This is a genomic window from Streptomyces griseicoloratus, assembly GCF_014534645.1.
Lineage (GTDB): Bacteria > Actinomycetota > Actinomycetes > Streptomycetales > Streptomycetaceae > Streptomyces > Streptomyces griseicoloratus.
In genome coordinates this window covers 1-16,371 of sequence record NZ_JACVQF010000234.1, presented here as the reverse complement: position 1 = coordinate 16,371, position 16,371 = coordinate 1, and the positions used below count along the sequence as shown (strand labels likewise).

At 69.4% G+C, this 16,371-nt stretch carries 17 protein-coding genes, 1 tRNA gene and 2 pseudogenes; 7 read left to right on the top strand and 13 right to left on the bottom strand.

What is annotated here, in order from left to right:
- Positions 1 to 71 precede the first annotated feature (71 nt).
- The 5 genes from H0H10_RS35020 to H0H10_RS35000 all read left to right on the top strand — a co-directional run bounded on the left by H0H10_RS35020 (position 72) and on the right by H0H10_RS35000 (position 7,056).
- A complete protein-coding gene (locus H0H10_RS35020; protein WP_188185220.1) occupies positions 72 to 2,354 on the top strand; it encodes a (Fe-S)-binding protein in 2,283 nt (760 codons plus the stop codon).
- A 151-nt stretch (positions 2,355 to 2,505) separates the two neighbouring features.
- Positions 2,506 to 3,801 carry an FG-GAP repeat domain-containing protein gene (locus H0H10_RS35015; RefSeq protein ID WP_223180915.1) on the top strand — a complete coding sequence of 432 codons (1,296 nt, stop codon included), beginning with the start codon at positions 2,506 to 2,508 and terminating at the stop codon, positions 3,799 to 3,801.
- A gap of 60 nt (positions 3,802 to 3,861) precedes the next feature.
- Positions 3,862 to 4,914 (top strand): Yip1 family protein, encoded by a 1,053-nt coding sequence (locus H0H10_RS35010; protein WP_188185219.1) that lies wholly within the window; start codon positions 3,862 to 3,864, stop codon positions 4,912 to 4,914.
- Positions 4,915 to 5,134: 220 nt separating this feature from the next.
- Complete coding sequence (locus H0H10_RS35005; RefSeq protein ID WP_309141960.1) at positions 5,135 to 6,556, top strand: recombinase family protein; 1,422 nt, start codon at positions 5,135 to 5,137, stop codon at positions 6,554 to 6,556.
- Between the two features lie 80 nt (positions 6,557 to 6,636).
- Positions 6,637 to 7,056 carry a hypothetical protein gene (locus H0H10_RS35000; protein ID WP_188185217.1) on the top strand — a complete coding sequence of 140 codons (420 nt, stop codon included), beginning with the start codon at positions 6,637 to 6,639 and terminating at the stop codon, positions 7,054 to 7,056.
- Between the two features lie 866 nt (positions 7,057 to 7,922).
- On the opposite strand, the pseudogene H0H10_RS34995 reads toward H0H10_RS35000, so the two are convergent.
- Positions 7,923 to 8,123 (bottom strand): annotated as a pseudogene (locus tag H0H10_RS34995) (DnaA ATPase domain-containing protein); the annotation flags it as partial.
- Between H0H10_RS34995 and H0H10_RS34990 the strand changes: the two are divergent.
- On the top strand, positions 8,110 to 8,412 hold the full coding sequence (locus tag H0H10_RS34990) for a hypothetical protein (protein WP_188185216.1): 303 nt from the start codon (positions 8,110 to 8,112) through the stop codon (positions 8,410 to 8,412). The pseudogene H0H10_RS34995 and the gene H0H10_RS34990 overlap by 14 nt on opposite strands.
- 84 nt (positions 8,413 to 8,496) lie before the next feature.
- Here the strand turns inward: H0H10_RS34990 and H0H10_RS34985 are convergent, their stop codons facing one another.
- The gene (locus tag H0H10_RS34985; protein ID WP_188185215.1) at positions 8,497 to 9,006 is read right to left on the bottom strand and encodes a phosphoribosyltransferase; all 510 of its coding nucleotides are present in this window, start codon (positions 9,004 to 9,006) and stop codon (positions 8,497 to 8,499) included.
- Between the two features lie 36 nt (positions 9,007 to 9,042).
- Positions 9,043 to 9,618, bottom strand: a complete 576-nt coding sequence (dcd, locus tag H0H10_RS34980) for a dCTP deaminase (protein ID WP_188185214.1) — start codon at positions 9,616 to 9,618, stop codon at positions 9,043 to 9,045.
- Positions 9,619 to 10,148: 530 nt separating this feature from the next.
- On the opposite strand from dcd, the gene H0H10_RS34975 reads away from it, so the two are divergent.
- Positions 10,149 to 10,222: transfer RNA gene (locus H0H10_RS34975), tRNA-Gly, on the top strand.
- Positions 10,223 to 10,271: 49 nt separating this feature from the next.
- On the opposite strand, the gene H0H10_RS34970 is transcribed toward H0H10_RS34975, so the two are convergent.
- The 10 genes and pseudogenes from H0H10_RS34970 to H0H10_RS34925 form a co-directional block, all read right to left on the bottom strand.
- On the bottom strand, positions 10,272 to 11,441 hold the full coding sequence (locus H0H10_RS34970; RefSeq protein ID WP_188185213.1) for a tyrosine-type recombinase/integrase: 1,170 nt from the start codon (positions 11,439 to 11,441) through the stop codon (positions 10,272 to 10,274).
- Positions 11,441 to 11,653, bottom strand: a complete 213-nt coding sequence (locus H0H10_RS34965; RefSeq protein WP_188185212.1) for a helix-turn-helix domain-containing protein — start codon at positions 11,651 to 11,653, stop codon at positions 11,441 to 11,443. The genes H0H10_RS34970 and H0H10_RS34965 overlap by 1 nt, the downstream gene beginning before the upstream one ends.
- The gene (locus H0H10_RS34960) at positions 11,650 to 12,951 is read right to left on the bottom strand and encodes a replication initiator (RefSeq protein ID WP_188185211.1); all 1,302 of its coding nucleotides are present in this window, start codon (positions 12,949 to 12,951) and stop codon (positions 11,650 to 11,652) included. Before H0H10_RS34960 ends, H0H10_RS34965 begins: the two co-directional genes overlap by 4 nt.
- Before the next feature lie 130 nt (positions 12,952 to 13,081).
- The gene (locus H0H10_RS34955; protein ID WP_188185122.1) at positions 13,082 to 13,339 is read right to left on the bottom strand and encodes a SpdD protein; all 258 of its coding nucleotides are present in this window, start codon (positions 13,337 to 13,339) and stop codon (positions 13,082 to 13,084) included.
- Between the two features lie 14 nt (positions 13,340 to 13,353).
- Positions 13,354 to 13,548: a hypothetical protein gene (locus H0H10_RS34950; RefSeq protein WP_023588145.1), complete on the bottom strand. Its 195-nt coding sequence runs from the start codon at positions 13,546 to 13,548 to the stop codon at positions 13,354 to 13,356.
- Positions 13,549 to 13,558: 10 nt separating this feature from the next.
- Entirely contained in the window at positions 13,559 to 13,750 is a 192-nt protein-coding gene (locus H0H10_RS34945; RefSeq protein ID WP_188185121.1) for a mobile element transfer protein, read from the bottom strand.
- Positions 13,750 to 13,941: an RING finger protein gene (locus H0H10_RS34940; RefSeq protein WP_019527053.1), complete on the bottom strand. Its 192-nt coding sequence runs from the start codon at positions 13,939 to 13,941 to the stop codon at positions 13,750 to 13,752. Before H0H10_RS34940 ends, H0H10_RS34945 begins: the two co-directional genes overlap by 1 nt.
- Positions 13,942 to 13,959: 18 nt before the next feature.
- A pseudogene (locus tag H0H10_RS34935) lies at positions 13,960 to 14,588 on the bottom strand (DUF2637 domain-containing protein).
- A gap of 81 nt (positions 14,589 to 14,669) precedes the next feature.
- A complete protein-coding gene (locus H0H10_RS34930) occupies positions 14,670 to 16,043 on the bottom strand; it encodes an FtsK/SpoIIIE domain-containing protein (protein WP_188185120.1) in 1,374 nt (457 codons plus the stop codon).
- Between the two features lie 5 nt (positions 16,044 to 16,048).
- The coding region (locus tag H0H10_RS34925; RefSeq protein WP_188185119.1) for an SCO3933 family regulatory protein at positions 16,049 to 16,371 on the bottom strand (323 nt) is incomplete at its 5' end.

The following is a 16,371-nucleotide window of genomic DNA, read 5'->3' as shown; positions in this document are numbered from 1 at the left end:
ACCGCTTAGTAATTTCGACATCCCCTCAGCAGAACCGCTGCGGAATTGCCTCGCAGGCCCGAGGAGCCCTCATGCAACTCGCCGCGATCATCGTGTCGCTGGTGCTGACCGTGGTCGGCGTGGCGCTGCTCGCGCGCGCCATCGGTCAGTTCGTCCGGTACTTCAAACTGGGCCAGCCCGTACCCGCCGGCACCCGGACCGACAACCCCTACCAGCGCAGTGTGACCCTGGTGAGGGAGTTCCTCGGCCACACCCGCATGAACCGGTGGGGCATCGTCGGCATCGCCCACTGGTTCGTGGCGATCGGCTTCCTGACGCTGCCGCCGACGATCATCACCGCGTACGGCCAGCTCTTCCAGGCCGACTGGACGCTCCCCGTCCTCGGGGGCTTCCTGCCGTACGAGCTGTACATCGAGTTCATCAGCGCGATGACGACCCTCGGCATCCTCGCCCTGATGGTCATCCGCCTGCTGAGCCTGCCCTCGCGGCCGGGCCGCAAGTCGCGGTTCGCTGGCTCGAAGATGGGCCAGGCGTACTTCGTCGAGTACGTCATCCTCACCATCGGCCTCGCCATCTACGTCCTGCGCGGCCTGGAGGGTGCCCTGCACCACGTGGACCACTACGAGGCCGCGTACTTCGCCTCGTACCCGCTGGTCCTGGCCTTCAAGGGCCTGAGCGTGGCGGCGCTGCAGAACCTGGTCTACCTCTTCGCCATGATCAAGCTGGGCACGACCATGATCTGGATGATCACGGTCAGCCTGAACACCAACATGGGTGTGGCCTGGCACCGCTTCCTGGCGTTCCCGAACATCTGGTTCAAGCGCAACGCCACCGGCGAGACCGCGCTCGGCGCGCTGCAGCCGATGACGTCGGGCGGCAAGCCGATCGACTTCACCGACCCCGGCGAGGACGACGTCTTCGGCGTCTCCCAGGTCGAGCAGTTCTCCTGGAAGGGCCTGCTGGACTTCTCCACCTGCACCGAGTGCGGCCGCTGCCAGTCGCAGTGCCCGGCATGGAACACCGGCAAGCCCCTCTCCCCCAAGCTCCTCATCATGTCCCTGCGCGACCACGCGCACGCCAAGGCCCCCTACCTGCTGGCCGGCGGCGGCAAGACCATGGAGGGCGAGGAGAAGGCGTCCGAGGAGCAGCTGGCCGGTGTCCCCGCGGCGGCGCTGGCGGAGGCCGAGCGGCCGCTGATCGGCACGGTCGAGGAGAACGGCGTCATCGACCCGGACGTCCTGTGGTCCTGCACCACCTGCGGCGCCTGCGTCGAGCAGTGCCCGGTCGACATCGAGCACGTCGACCACATCGTGGACATGCGCCGCTACCAGGTCATGATCGAGTCCAGCTTCCCCTCGGAGGCGGGCACGATGCTCAAGAACCTGGAGAAGAAGGGCAACCCCTGGGGCCTGGCGAAGAAGCAGCGCCTGGAGTGGACCAAGGAGGTCGACTTCGAGGTCCCGGTCGTCGGCAAGGACATCGAGGACCTGACCGAGGTCGAGTACCTCTACTGGGTCGGCTGCGCCGGCGCCCTGGAGGACCGCGCCAAGAAGACGACGAAGGCCTTCGCCGAGCTGCTGCACATGGCGGGCGTGAAGTTCGCGATCATGGGCGGGGACGAGAAGTGCACCGGTGACTCCGCCCGCCGCCTCGGCAACGAGCCCCTGTTCCAGGAGCTCGGCATGGAGAACGTCATGTCCCTCAACGCCGCCTTCGGCGAGGAGATGGACGACGACGGCAAGGTCACCGAGGAGTCGAAGAAGCCCAAGTCGGCGAAGAAGATCGTCGCGACCTGCCCGCACTGCCTCAACACCCTCGGCAACGAGTACCCGCAGCTCGGCGGCGACTACGAGGTCATCCACCACACCCAGCTGCTCCAGCACCTCGTCGACGAGGGCAAGCTGATCCCGGTGACCCCGGTCGAGGGCATCATCACCTACCACGACCCCTGCTACCTGGGCCGCCACAACAAGATCTACACGCCGCCGCGCGAGATCATCGCCGCCGTCCCGGGCGTCCGCAACGAGGAGATGCACCGCCACAAGGAGCGCGGCTTCTGCTGCGGCGCCGGCGGTGCACGGATGTGGATGGAGGAGCGGATCGGCAAGCGCATCAACAACGAGCGCGTCGACGAGGCCCTGTCCGTCAACCCGGACATCGTCTCCACCGCCTGCCCCTTCTGCCTCGTCATGCTGACCGACTCGGTCAACGGCAAGAAGAACGACGGCAAGGCCAAGGAGTCCATCCAGGTCGTCGACGTCGCCCAGCTCCTGCTGGAATCCGTCAAGACGCCGGTCGACCCGGCCGGCGAGACGGAGACGGCGAGCGAGCCGGAGCCCGAGCCGGTGAAGTAGACCGGACCGCGACACCGCGTCGGACACCCCCAGGTTCACACCGGACCTGGGGGTGTCGCCGTATCTCGAACACGTGCATCATTGCCGGGGCCTCGGGGCGTTGCCGGTGATGCAGGTAATGCGAATGAGCTGGATGCGGAAGAAGGTGCCCATGCGGAGAAGCACTCTGGGGAGCACGGCGGTGATCGGCTGCCTGCTGCTCCTCGCCGCCTGCGGCCACGCCTCGTCGCACGCCAAGGACACCGAGGAGGGCGACCACACCCCCGTGCACGCGGCACAGGCCCCCGCCCTCCTGCCCGTCCCGCACGGCAAGGGCAGCCGCACTCCCGACGACTTCAACGGCGACGGCCACCGCGACCTCGTCCTGAACGACCTCGTCAAGGAGCAGAGCCACGCCGACGACGCCGGCCTCGGCATCGTCTACGGCTCGTCCCGCGGACTGGTCCCGGGTGCCCGGCAGTTGATCACCCCGGGGAAGTACGCGGCCCGTACCCAGGGGCAGTTGCCGGCCGTCTTCGACGCGGAGGCGAGCTGCGACCTCGACGGGGACGGCTTCACCGACCTGGTGGTCACCACCGACCCGCCCTACGACGGCCAGGGCCGGCCCCCGGTGCCCCTCCAGCTCCTCTTCGGGTCCCCGGACGGCCTGACCGGCCGCGCCGTCCAGCTGACCGTCCCCGAGCGGGCCCGGTTCGGCAACGACTGGCCGGACCGGCCGGTGTGCGGCGACTTCGACGGGGACGGCGCCGAGGACCTGGTGCTGCACGCCTCCGCCGGGCACCTCAGCCATCTGCGCGGCCCGTTCAGCCGCAAGGGCTCCCCGCGCGCGGCGAGCGCCCCCATCGCCTCGCCGGGCGAGGTCCCCACGGGTCCGTCCGCCGACGTGAACCGCGACGGCTACGACGACCTGGTCGTCCGTACCTCGACGGGCACCGCCACCGCCGCCGTCGTCCTCGGCGGCCCCTCCGGCCCCACCCGCACCGGCACCACCCTCCCCTCCGGCACCGATGTCGCCCTGGGCGCCTTCGGCAGGGGCGAGGCCCTGGACGCGGCCGTCGGCTCGGCGCACGGCACCGCCCTGCGCTACGACCTCCCCGACGCCACCCGGGGCACCCTCGACGCCCCCGGTTCGATGCTCGACGCCGCCGACTTCGACGGAGACGGCCTGAGCGAGCTGGTCTCCAGCGGCTCCGGGCTGCGCGTCCTGCCCGGCGGTGCCACGGGACCCGTGACCGACGCAGCCGTGACCCTCGCTCCGGACGCCCCCGGCACGACGCGCGTCCTGGCCACCGGCGACTTCGACGGGGACGGACGGGCGGACCTCGCGGTACGCACGTACCAGGGCGAGACGAAGGACACCGTCGGCGTGCACCGCGGGACGGCCCGCGGCCTGGTGGCGGCCGAGGCGGCGGTCACCTTCTCGACGGCGGAATTCCTCGCCCCCTAGGGGGAATCAGGCAGATCCCGGGCACGGACCGGACCGGGCCTCCGGGAACATCCGTAAGGGATGTCACAGCTCGGCCGCAAAGCCGGGCCCATCCCCCCGGCCCCCGCACGTCACTCTCCGGGACCAGGTACGTTCGAAGGCGTGGCTGGATTCAGGATCGGACGCGGCCGGGACAACGGCGCTCCTCACGCGCGACCGCAACACCCTCCGTACGGACAGCAGACGCCGCAGGGACCGTCGTACGGCGGGCCCGCGGCGCCGCAGCCGTACCCGCAGCAGCCGTACGCGGGCGGCGGCCCCGGCGGCTCCCCGTGGCCGCAGGCGAACGGCGGCTACGGCGGCGGTCACGCCGGTGGTCACGGCGGTGGTCACGGCGGTGGTCACGGCGAGCCGGAGTACTTCGGTGACGGCGGCTACCCCCAGGGCGGTCCGCACGACCCGCACGGCCGTCCGCACGACCCGTACGCGGCCAACAACCCGGGCCACACCCAGGCGTTCTCGATCGGCGAGGACCCCTACAACCAGGGCGACACCTACCGCGCGGGCTCGGCCCCGCCGCCCGGCCCCATCGGCCCGCGCCTGCACTGGAAGGACCTGCTGAAGGGCATCGTCACCGCCCCCGACCGGACCTTCCTCCAGATGCGGGACTACACGATGTGGGGCCCCGCCCTCATCGTCACGTTCCTCTACGGCCTGCTCGCGGTCTTCGGCTTCGACGGCGCCCGCGAGGACGCGATCAACGCGACGCTCTCGAACGCGGTCCCGATCGTCCTGACGACGGCCGTCGCGATGGTGCTGAGCGCCTTCATCCTGGGCGTGGTCACCCACACCCTGGCCCGCCAGCTCGGCGGCGACGGGGCCTGGCAGCCCACGGTGGGCCTGTCCATGCTGATCATGTCCATCACCGACGCCCCGCGTCTGGTCGTCGCGATGTTCTTCGGCGGCGACGCGCCCTTCGTCCAGATCCTGGGCTGGGCCACCTGGGTCGCGGCCGGCGCCCTGCTCACCCTGATGGTCGGCCGCTCCCACGACCTGCCCTGGCCGAAGGCCCTGGGCGCCTCGGCGATCCAGCTGATCGCGCTGCTGTCGATCGTGAAGCTCGGCACGTTCTAGCCCGCGACCGGCCGCCCCGGTCACACAGGAGGCCCTCGGCGCATCACGCGCCGAGGGCCTCCTGCTGTCGTCTCCTGACCACCTCCGCGCGTCAGGCGTCGAGCACCTGCCCGGACCGCTTGACGACGGGCGGCTGGACAGAGCAGCTGACTTGACTCGATGATGGTAGTAGCCTGAGCCCTGCTCCGGAGGCAGGGGAGGCCCGATCTTGGCACGCAGGGTGGGGATCTACACCCGTATCTCGCGGGACGACGAAGGCGACGCTCTGGGTGTCGCCCGGCAGCAACAGGACTGCGAGCGCCTGGCGGACCTGCGCTCTTGGCAGGCCGTGAAGGTCTATGAGGACAACGACGTGTCCGCGTTCAAGCGCAACGTCGTGCGCGACGAGTTCGAGCTGATGCTGAAGGACCTCCGCGCCGGCCTGATCGACGGCATCGTGGCCTACGACCTCGACCGGCTCGCCCGGCAGCCGAGGGATCTGGAACGCCTCATCGAGATCTACGACGAGCGCCCGCGGCTGGAGTTCGCCACCGTCACCAATGACATCACCATCGGGACGCCGGACGGACGCACCATGGCCCGCATCATGGTCGCCTTCGCCAACAAGTCCTCGCACGACGCATCACGCCGCATCAAGCGAAAACACCTGGAGTTGGCCCAGCAGGGCAAGGACAGCGGCGGGCCGGCGCCTTACGGATGGCAGAAGGACGACCGGACCAAGGTCGACCCGGACGCGGCGAAGGCGATCCGCGAGGCACAGCGCGAGATCCTGGCGGGCGTCCGCATCGGCACCATCCGCACGAGGTGGCAGGAACAGGGCTTGGGCAACCCCCGCGAGGGCACCAAGCGCATGGCCCACCACCACGTCGAGCACATCCTGACCAACCCCAGGTTGGTCGGCTACCGGACCTATCACGGCGAGATCCTTTACGGGGAGGACGGCCAGCCGGTCATCGGCGAGTGGGAGCCGATCAATACGCTCGAAGAGTGGGAAGCCGTGCGCGCAGCGGTCGAAGAACGGAAGCAGAAGCGTCCCGGAACGTCACTCGCCCGTAAGTACCTGCTGTCCGGGATCGCCCGCTGCGGGCTGTGCAAGACCAAGATCCGAGGCCAGATCAACCAGCGTTGGACACCGGAGTCAAAGGCCGCCAGGTTCACGTACCAGTGCTCTGTGGTGAACGGCGGCTGTGGCAAGGTCGGTCGTACCGGAGAACCCGTCGACCGGCTGATAGCTCAACTCGTGTTGGAGGAGCAGCGCGCGCGGGCGTCGGTGACGGGTGTACCGATCGACCAGCGCTGGCCGAAGGAAGACGAGTTGGAGCAGATCACCCAGGACATTGCCCAACTGGTCGAGGCCGAGCGGACCAAGCAGATCACCGTGGCCACGCTCTTGCAGCTCTTGCCAGCGAAAGAGCGGGCGCGGGACGAGTTGAAGTTGGAGAGAGCCCGCTTCTACAAGGAGCAGAAGCAGGCGGAGGCGAAGGGACAGACGACGAACCTGACGGTCGAGGAGTTCTTCGGGCTACCGATCGAGCGCCAACAGGAGATCGTGTTGCACAGTCTCTCGGCTGTGCTCATCCATCCGGCCGGCCGAGGGCGTCGCAAGTTCGATCCCAGCTTGATCGAACCGGTCTGGCACTGAATCAGACTCGCTCCGCGGTCGCGTGAAGAGACAGGGGGAGGCTCTTCCCATGCGAGGAACGATGACGAACCTGACGATCGGTGAGCGAGTCGCTTGGTACCGCCGCCGACGCGGCATGTCCCAGCGCGTACCAGGACTCCCGGTACGGCTTCGCGACCCGGCGCCTTCCCCTCGTACTGGCCGACGCGCTCATCGGAGCCCGGGCCCACCAAGGCGGGGACCACGAGCGCGTATACGAGCTGCTGGCGATGACCTACCAGGGCGCTGCCATGGTGTTGACCAAAGTCGGCGAGACGGACCTTGCCTGGATCGCGGCCGACCGCGGATTGTCCGCAGCTCAGCAGCCTGACAACACGGCCGTGACCGGGTCGCTCTTCCGCTCCGTGGCTCACTGCCTCCTATCCAACGGCCGGTTTGAGGCCGCCGTGCAGTTGGTCGGCGAGGCCGCTGACTATCTGCGACCGGCGCTCAGGGACGCCGGCCCGGAGTTGGGTTGCTGATAAGCAGCCAGGAGTGTGCCGCTGCCAGATTGGACCAGCACACTCCTCGACACGGCTTACTGGTGGTGGTTCCACCAGTACAGCGCAAGCACTCCGATGCCGCTCAAGCTCGCCTTGACGGCGACGCGCATTAGCTCATCGCCAGCGGAATGCAGGAGCCGGCGGAAGTGTCGCCGGGCGGATCGTTCCGCAAGGTGGGCGTGCTTTCGGTCGTGCTTCCGCGACGTCTGCGTGATCTTCAAAGTAGGTCGATGTCCGACCTGGCGCCTACACTTCCTGTTGCTGGGAATCTCGGCCTCCCTTGGTTGATGTTCCTGACGGTGTTGGCGGCCTCCTGCGTAGGACCAGGGGGCCGCCGCCGTTTCCGGCGGAGGCCCTGACGGCCGCGGGTCTAGTCTGACGCGCCGCACTGACAGCAGGTGCCCTTGGATACCAAGAACGATCAAGGGCACCCCTTACGAACGCGGCCGAAACAGACACAGGGAACCTGCGCGGGGAAGAGCGCAACGGCAGGTAGCCGACGTCTAGCCCTGCACAGGCGGGCGAAGGAGGGCAGAGGAACCGTCTGACGCGAGTGACCCTCTTGCCGTCACTGACGTCGATGGCCCGCGCTGGCCAGCTCCTCCAGCACGCTCTGAAGAGTAGGACGCTGGCGCAGGCAAACGTCCTGCGATCAAAAAAACTTCAGTCCGCTAGGCAGGAAAAGTTGGTCGTGCGGCGCATAGATGTCGCTAGAGATGGGTATAAGGCGGCCTTCACTGTGGCGATGCCGGTTCTCCGCCTTCCTTGCTGGTATCCACGCCCAGCGAACGCATCGATCTCGCGCAAGACGTCCTTGATGCGGTTCGTCAGTTCCTTCGTCGACTCTTCTCCGCCAGGAAGTGGATGTCGTCAACGAGCGGGGTGTCCATCTCACGGTAGGGCTTGCGGAAGCTGTCACCCTTGCCGTCGCCGATGGAGTTGATGAACTCGTTGGTGAACTCCTCCGAGCTCCCGTACCGCGCGGCGCGGGACGGTACGAGTTCAGACCCAGCCCCCTGGAATGATCTCGCTGTGGCCGAATACACGATCAGCACTGCCAGTGGCGACGAGTGGCCTGTCCTGCCGCGGAATGAATTCGAAGCCGTCCTCCAGCCCCGATCGTTTGCGTGCGACGCCGTCGATGCTGTTGGCGATCACTCTTTCCGCACAGGCGACACCACCGTCTCGGCATCGTGGGAGCTTCCGAGCACGTGGTACGTGTACGTCGACGGCGCGCCATCCCTCAATGTGGCGGATGCGATCGTTGCGGAGATGGCCCAGCAGCTCGGCGAGGCGACCCGCAAGACCGCGAACTACTACCGGATCACCGATTGAGCAAGGGCGTCCCCAGCACATCGAACAGCGCGGAGCCCTTCGAATGATCTCCGAAGGGCTCCGCATATGTGCGACCTGCGGAGGTCAGAGCGCTTCCTTGTTCTCCTTGGGCGCCTCGCCCGACTTATGTACGGGAGGCAAGACACTCCACGGGAAGTTGATCCAGTCGTCGGTGCGCTTCCACACGTACTCGCACTGCACCAGCGAGTGGGACTTCTCATAGATCACGGCGCTGCGGACCTCGGCGACGGTGTCCAGGCAGAAGTCCCGCACCAGCTTGAGCGTCTTGCCGGTGTCGGCGACGTCGTCGGTGATGAGGACCTTCTTGTCGGAGAAGTCGATGACGTTGGGCACGGGCGCGAGCATGACGGGCATCTCGAGCGTGGTCCCGACGCCGGTGTAGAACTCCACGTTGACCAGGTGGATGTTCTTGCAGTCCAGGGCGTAGGCGAGCCCGCCGGCCACGAAGACGCCGCCGCGTGCGATGGAGAGCACGATGTCGGGCTCGTACCCGTCGTCGGCCACGGCCTGCGCGAGCTCACGCACGGCGACGCCGAACTGCTCGTAGGTCAGATTCTCCCGTACATCACTCATGCGTCAGTCCTGCCTGCGTCCTGGCTGCGTCCCGGCTCACACCTGGGTCCGATGGAAATTGATGAAGGACCGGGAGGCGGTCGGCCCCCGCTGCCCCTGGTACCGCGACCCGTACCGCTCGCTCCCGTACGGGTGCTCGGCCGGCGAGCTGAGCCGGAACATGCACAGCTGCCCGATCTTCATGCCGGGCCACAGCTTGATGGGCAGCGTCGCCAGATTGCTGAGCTCCAGCGTCACGTGCCCGGAGAAGCCGGGGTCGATGAACCCGGCGGTGGAGTGCGTGACGAGTCCGAGCCGCCCGAGCGAACTCTTCCCCTCCAGCCGGGAGGCGAGGTCATCGGGGAGGGTGATGACCTCGTACGTACTGGCCAGCACGAACTCACCGGGGTGCAGGATGAACGGTTCGTCCCCCTCCGGCTCCACGAGCCGCGTGAGGTCCGCCTGCTCGACGGAGGGGTCGATGTGCGGGTACCGGTGATTCTCGAACACCCGGAAGAACCGGTCGAGACGCACGTCGATGCTCGACGGCTGCACCATGGAGTCGTCGTAGGGATCGATGCGGACCCGTCCGGCGTCGATCTCGGCCCGGATGTCCTTGTCAGAGAGAAGCACGCACCGAGGATACGCAAGGCGCGCGGAGCAGCCACAATCGCCACCGCTCCACGCGCCCGGTCCCGCTGGCCTCCCTGCCGGGAGTCTGCTACCGCTTCCCTACCGCTTCTCCATGGCCACCGGCACGACACTCCGCAACCGCGCACACCGCGGACAGCGGACGAGCCGACCAGGACCGAGTCGCTCGGCCTGCTGCATCGGGAACGAGGCGGCGGTGAACACGTGCCCATCGGCACAGCGGACGACGGTGCGCTCCATCAAGTCCCTTAAGTCCCTTCCCCAAGAGCCGCGTCTGGCTTAACTACCCTGACGACAAAAGCCACACTACGGGATCAAAGAGACGGCCCTCCAGGCGGCACTCCGCCCCCGCGCACCCCTCTTCCGCCCCACCACCGTACGCCCCAACTCCGGTTCCCCGCAGCCGCGTCACGCCCCCGAAAACCACACGGGCCCCACGGCGTGAACACCGGGGGCCAGCGATGAGGTACAGTAAGCGAGCGTCCGGACACCGGTTCCGACCGGCGTCTTACGCGGGTGTAGTTTAATGGTAGAACATCAGCTTCCCAAGCTGAGAGCGCGAGTTCGATTCTCGTCACCCGCTCCATGGAGGAGGCCCAGGTTATCGACCTGGGCCTTTTTGCTGTGCATGGTGATCACTCGCCGCGTGCCAGATCCGTGCCAGAACGCTCCCCGGCAGCCTTCCGGGCAGCGGCAGCCCGAGCCTTCCGGACGGTCGCGTCGAGGCCGGCGGCCACCTCTTCCTGACGCTCCTCGTCGGAGTGCTGGTAGATCAGCGCGGCCTTCTCGGACGACTGCCCGGCGCGGACCATCGTGTCCTTCAGCGTGGCGCCCGACCGCGTGGAGAGTGTGTGCCCGGTGTGCCGGAGGTCGTAGAACCGGAAGCCCACGGGCATACCGACGACCTCCCGCGCCCGCCGCCACTTCCGCCCGAAGGTGCTGCGCCGGAAGGGTGCCCCCTTCTCCCCCACGAAGACCAACCCGTCCGGCCCCGGCTCGGCGTACGACTCCAGGTGCCACCGGAGCTCCCGGCGGAGGAACGCGGGAAGAATCACAGTCCGAGTGCCTGCCTCGGACTTGGTGTCGCCCTGGACCCGCCGCCCGTTCATCCGCTCCGGCTCGGCGAGGCGGATCCGGACGCGCAGGTTGTCGACGTCGACGTCCCGACGACGGAGGCCGGCCAGTTCCTCCGGCCGCATCGGGCCGTAGGCACCGAGGTACACCATCAGCCGCCACCGCATCCCCACCGCGTCGGCGAGGGCGTCGACCTGGGCGACGGTGGCGATGCGCCGCTCGGCCGCCTTCTCCTTGCCGGCGCCCTTGATCCGGCACGGGTTGCGCTGGATCAACTCGTCGTCGACGGCCGTCTCCATGATGGCTTTCAGGAGCCGGTACGCCTTCGCGGTGATCGTCTTGGCACCCGTGATCCGCAGCCGCTCGGCCCGCCACTCACGGACACGGGGCGCGGTTATCTCGTCCAGGTCCAAGTCCGCGAAGGCAGTCAGGTGCTTGTCGAGGAGGTAGCGGTAGAGATCCCGGGTCAGTGGAGCCAACTCGCGCTCCTCCACCCACTTGTCGGCGTAGGCCCGGAAGCCCACCGCGCCGGCCTCCGGGTCCCTCCACTCACCCCGGCGGATCTCCGTCTGCTTCTCGGCGAGCCAGTCGTCCGCGTCGGCCGTCGTCTCGAAGGTGAAGGGAGCTGGGCGCATCACGCCGTCCGGGCCGGGATAACGCGCCTGGTACCGACCGGAAGGCAGCCGTCTGATCGCTCCGAAGCGGCGGCGCCTGCCCTTGCTGTTGGCCATCAGGCAGCCCTCCCGTACCGAGCACGGGGCCGCCGACGCGGCTCCACCGTGTGGGACGCGATGAACTCCTCCACCGCACTCGCCGGGATACGGACGTGTCGGCCGACCTTCACGTACCGGATGCGCCGCTCCTCGACGAGCCGCCGCGGAAAGCGGACGGTCGTTCCCAGCAGCTCGGCAACCTGGTCCACGGACAGATAGCGGTCGTTCATGCGGTCGGCTCTCCTTCCGTTCCGGGAGCGGGTTCGAGGGTGGCGGCGAGCCAGCTTTCGGCACTGGAGAGGCCCGTTCCGGCGAAGACCCAGTGCGCGAGGACGAGAGTCGTTTCCTGGCCGGTGTCGACGGCCGGAGCGGCTTGGGCGCGGCGCCATGCGGCACGGGCATCGCGGAGGGCGCCGAGGGTGGTGGAGTAGCGGCGGGACTTGGTGGAGAAGTGGCCGCGGAAGCCGAGCATGTGGGCCCAGGCCCGCAGGCGCAGGTCTGCCAGCTCGGGGCGTGCGCCCAGGGTCCAGGCGGTACGGATCATGCGCCGGGCGTGGTCGGTGATCCTCGCTTGCGCCAGTTCGGCGAGGAAGCGGATCGGCCGGTCGAGGGTGCCGGTCGCCATCTCGGCGCCATTGGTGGCGTACTTGGCGACGTACGCCGCTACGGCCCGCTCGGTCAGGTCCTGGCCGTCGTTGAAGTCGGCGGAGCGGATCGTACGGACGTCGAGCTGTCGGCCGAAGACGAAGGTGTGCGGCCGGCCGTCGACCTCCGGGCCGTCGACGCGAGCGGCGGCAGCGGCGGCCCGGATGGCGTCGGTCAGCAGCTCGGCCGTCGCCCAGGCCGGAGGCGCGGTCTCGCCGCCCTCCGGGCCGTCGAGGCGGATGACCGCGTGGAAGTGGACGGCGCCCCGCTTCTGGTACTCGGCCACCTTCGCGAAGGAGACCCGGGCATGGTCACGGAAGGCCCGCTGGGTGAGGCCGGCTCGCTTGGCGACCTCCCGACGGAGGTAGATCGAGAAGCGCCGCCAGAGGACACCGGCGTGCGCGTTCCACAGCACGGCCGCTTCGTAGTCGTACGTATCCGGATCGAGGGGCGTGCCCAGGGCAGGGTCCTGATCGTCGTGACGGAGGCCACAGCGGCAGGGGCGTCCGCCAGCGGGGCGGTTGTGAACCGGGCCGAAGCCGGGGGCGGTGAAGGTGGCGAAGACGCGCGGGTGGGTGGCGACCCGTTCCGGGGTGCCCTTGCCGCCGCGGAGTCCGGCGGTGATCAGGTGGTAGGTGTCGCGGCGGTAGGTCTCGGCGCAGGCCGCGCACCGGGTGGCGCGGCGGTTGTTGCAGCGGAGGAGGAGCTGACCGGCCGGGAGGGCCGACGAGTCCAGGTGGCGCAGGACGCCGCCGATCTCACCGGTCGTCCGGTCCACCGCGTGTTCGGTGCGGTGGCCGTCGAGGCGTACGGGGCGGGTGCAGCCGCCCAGGCCGGACAGTTGGCGGGCCAGTTCGGGAAGGGTGCCGAGGGAGGCCAGCATGGAGAGTTCCGCCAGCGGAGGCGGAGTCTGCCGGGTGATGATGGGAGTTCCTTTCGGCTGTCGTGACGGTTGGGAGGGACAGCCCCGGGGCGGCGGGATGCTTGGCGGCGTTTGCCGCCCCGGCGGCCGGTCAGCGCTTGTGCGCGCCGTTGACGAGGGAGCGCAGGACCACGGCGGCGATCGCCACGGACACGGCCGAGACGGCGACCGCCGCAAGGAGCGCGGTGAGCACGATTCCGACGACGACCACGGCGGCGACCGCGCCGGCGCCGATGCCCAGGTACGGGGCGACCGGGCGGCCGGCCGAGGGAGCCGGAGCCTGCGTCTGCCGAGGCGTGACGGTTGTCGTCAGCAGAGTCGGGACGTCGGGCAGCTTGGGGCGGAACACGGTGGATCTCCTTGTCACTCGTGGGTGCCGTTGACGACGTCGACCCCGGAACGGGTGCCGGACTCGATGGCGGGGGCGAGGAAGGTGTGCGAGAGCCAGAAGCCGAAGAGCGCGATCACGACGGCGACCCAGAGCCGGACGCCGAGGAACTTGATCGCGGCCCAGGCGATGACGCCCAGGACGAAGACGAGCGGCAGCGAGACGGTCACGGGATCTCCTTCAGCGGACGGCGCAGCGATGGGTACGGGCGGCCAGCTCGGCGGCGGCGCGGCTGTCGTAGTCCGTGGCGAAGCCGCAGCGCGGAGCCGTGCAGGCGGCGGTGTGCTTCTCGCGGCCGCGGCCGTCGTAGTAGGTGGCGACCTGCACGGGGCCGATGCGGACGCCGCGGCGGAAGCGGCGGTTGGCGGTCATCAGGGGGTCTCCTTGAGGTCTTGGCCGGTGAAGTCGGTGACGTGCTCGGCCAGCCAGCGCAAGATCTCGTCGCCCTCGTAGCTGTCGGCGGCGAGGATCACGGGCTCGGCGATGAGCACGGCTTCGGTGAGGCGGTTCTGTCGGGTCAGCTCGGCGGCGCGCTTCAGCGCGCGGAGCGTGGACGGGCGCACGAGGAAAAGTCCTCCGGGTCAGGTCAGGTGGGCGGAGATGGCTTCGGCCAGCGGCAGCGGGACGCCGAGCCGGGCGCGAAGGGTCGAGGTGTCGATGGGCGTTCCGGTCCGGGCGCGGTGTTCGTCGGCGACCTTGCGCGCGAGCGTGACGAGCGCCGGCGGGACCGGGGCGTGGAGGGCGGAGCCGGTTCCAACTCCGCAGCGGACAACTCAGATGCAGACGCAGGCACTTCGGGCGCGATGGGTTCCGGGGCCGACTCGCGTCCCCCCGTCGAGGCGTCCGCGGTTGCTCCGTGGGCGAGCAGCGTTCCGCCCAGGAAGGCAATCGCGGGCCATCCGGCGACGAGGATGCGCAGCCAGTCCGGCACGTCGTTCAGGTCGAGCAGACCGGCCGTGGCGACGTTGGCGCCGAGTGAGGCGGTCAGGGCGACGAGGAACCAGCACCACCCGGCCGCTTTCGCCTCACCAAAGCGCAGCCGCCGCCAGGCCGCGACCAGCAGCAGGTCGACGGAGACCGGATAGGCCCACGCCTTCCAGCCGTCCTGCCCGGCGGCCAGCGCCAGGTCGTGCAGGTGGGCGAAGGACAGCGCGGCGGCGATCAGTGCTTGGACGAGTACGGCGTCGATGCGGACGGACAGGGCACGCACGGCGCAGCTCCTTCCGGTTCCAGGCATGGAGGGGGTAGGGACGTGGCACGGGACGGCCGTGCCGGCCGTGGGCGGGTGCGCTTACTCGGTGACCGGGCGAGCCGTGGCTACGAGCCCGGACGCCTCCACCGGCATCGGCGGGACGTACGGCCGGTAGGGGTCGAGCGCCGGGACGTCGGGGGCGAGGTGAGCCGTCGCGCGGCAGGTGACCGCAGCGTCGGCGAGGGAGAGGTAGGGGGTGCGGATGCGGGACCAGCTACCGGGGGTGTCGCCGACGACGGCCAGGCCTGGCAGCTCGGGGGCGATGGCACAGGCCGCGACGACGGCCTCAGGGGCGATGTCGCCGAGCGTCATCTTGGCCGAGGCTTCGTCGTTCACGCGGTGGCAGACGCGGCCGGTGAGCTGGGCACGGAGCATGGTCGCGCCCTTGCCCAGCTCGGCGCCGAAGCGCTGGCCGCAGACTTCGAGATAGATGCCAGCGGCCCGGCCGAGTTGGGCGAGCCGGATGAGGTGGGTGACCATCTCGTCCCGCCGTTCCTCCTCCTTCCGCGTGGCGACGAGGAAGAGTTCGGCCACCTCGTCGATGAACAGCACGATCGGGGCAGGTCGTTCGTCCTCCGGCAGTCCCCAGACGTCCGAGGTGATCAGTTCTTCCGGGGTGCCGGGCGCGATGCCCTGCCGGGCCTTGATCAGGTCGTATCGGTCCTCCATTTCCTTCACGAGCGCGGGAAGCAGCTCGGCCGCCTGGTCCGGGTCGGTCGCCAGGGCGGAGAGCCGAGGTGCGAAGGGCGCCAGCTCGACCCCGCGCTTGCAGTCGATGCCGACCAGGGCCACCGGCTGAGCGGCGAGCCCGGTCAGCAGGTTCCGCAGGTACATGGACTTGCCCGAGAGCGTGGCGCCGAGCACCAGCTCATGCGGCACGGCCCGGTAGTCCCGCACGAACGCGGTCGCGTCCTCCCGTAACGCCACCGGGATCCGAAGCGGACCACCGTCCAGCCGACGGGGCATCCGCACCTTCCGCAGCACGTCGAAGCCGACAAGCCGCAGCTCGACGACGCCCGGCTTGACGTCCCGCACGTGGACGGCGTGAACGCCCCAGGCGTGCCGGAGGCGTTCGGCGGAGGCCGCCACGTCCGCCGGCTCCTGCCCCGGAGCCAGCCGCAGTCGCATGCGCAGGCCGGTCGTGGTGGGACGGATGACGCCCCGACGAGGAGGCACCGGCCGGACCTCACGGCGGGTGGTCGCCCGGACGGCCAGCACCCGCCACCGGGACGGCTCGACGGTCAGGCCGCAGGCGTCCATGGTCGAGGAGTACGAGGCCAGCAGCCGGACCACCGAGAGCGGCAGCCCGACCGTGGACCAGTACGCCGCCGGGTGGGCGTGCCGGGTGTAGGCGGCGCCGCCTATCGCAGCGAGCGAACCGCCCAGCTCGGCCCACGTCACCAGATCCGTCACGGCGGTCAGCCCGCCTGAGCCATCGAGAAGGCACCCGGAGCGACGGCGGTCGCCCGGTAGGCGATGCCGTGCCGCTCCCGGCCGTTGAAGACGCTCTGCCAAGGCCGTGCCACCAGACCCGGAAGCGAGACCGGAGCACCGACCGTCAGGCCCTCGGTCACGCCGCTCTCCGCGACGGTGACCTGGATCAGCGACGACTCGCCCTCGTCGATGTAGACGACGCCGACGGTCATCAGTGCCTCACCGGTCATCGCATCCTTGGCGATCTCACCGGTCTGCCGGTCGCGCACCTTCGGCGCCGGAGCTTCGGTGAGCAGGATCGTGGCGG

What these genes read in the sequence shown, in the direction of transcription:
- H0H10_RS35020 (WP_188185220.1), top strand. Translation starts at nt 72, where the DNA reads ATGCAACTCGCCGCGATCATCGTGTCGCTGGTGCTGACCGTGGTCGGC.
- H0H10_RS35015 (WP_223180915.1), top strand. Translation starts at nt 2,506, where the DNA reads ATGCGGAGAAGCACTCTGGGGAGCACGGCGGTGATCGGCTGCCTGCTG.
- H0H10_RS35010 (WP_188185219.1), top strand. Translation starts at nt 3,862, where the DNA reads ATGTCACAGCTCGGCCGCAAAGCCGGGCCCATCCCCCCGGCCCCCGCA.
- H0H10_RS34985 (WP_188185215.1), bottom strand. Translation starts at nt 9,006, where the DNA reads ATGAGTGATGTACGGGAGAATCTGACCTACGAGCAGTTCGGCGTCGCC.
- H0H10_RS34970 (WP_188185213.1), bottom strand. Translation starts at nt 11,441, where the DNA reads ATGGCCAACAGCAAGGGCAGGCGCCGCCGCTTCGGAGCGATCAGACGG.
- H0H10_RS34965 (WP_188185212.1), bottom strand. Translation starts at nt 11,653, where the DNA reads ATGAACGACCGCTATCTGTCCGTGGACCAGGTTGCCGAGCTGCTGGGA.
- H0H10_RS34960 (WP_188185211.1), bottom strand. Translation starts at nt 12,951, where the DNA reads ATGCTGGCCTCCCTCGGCACCCTTCCCGAACTGGCCCGCCAACTGTCC.
- H0H10_RS34945 (WP_188185121.1), bottom strand. Translation starts at nt 13,750, where the DNA reads ATGACCGCCAACCGCCGCTTCCGCCGCGGCGTCCGCATCGGCCCCGTG.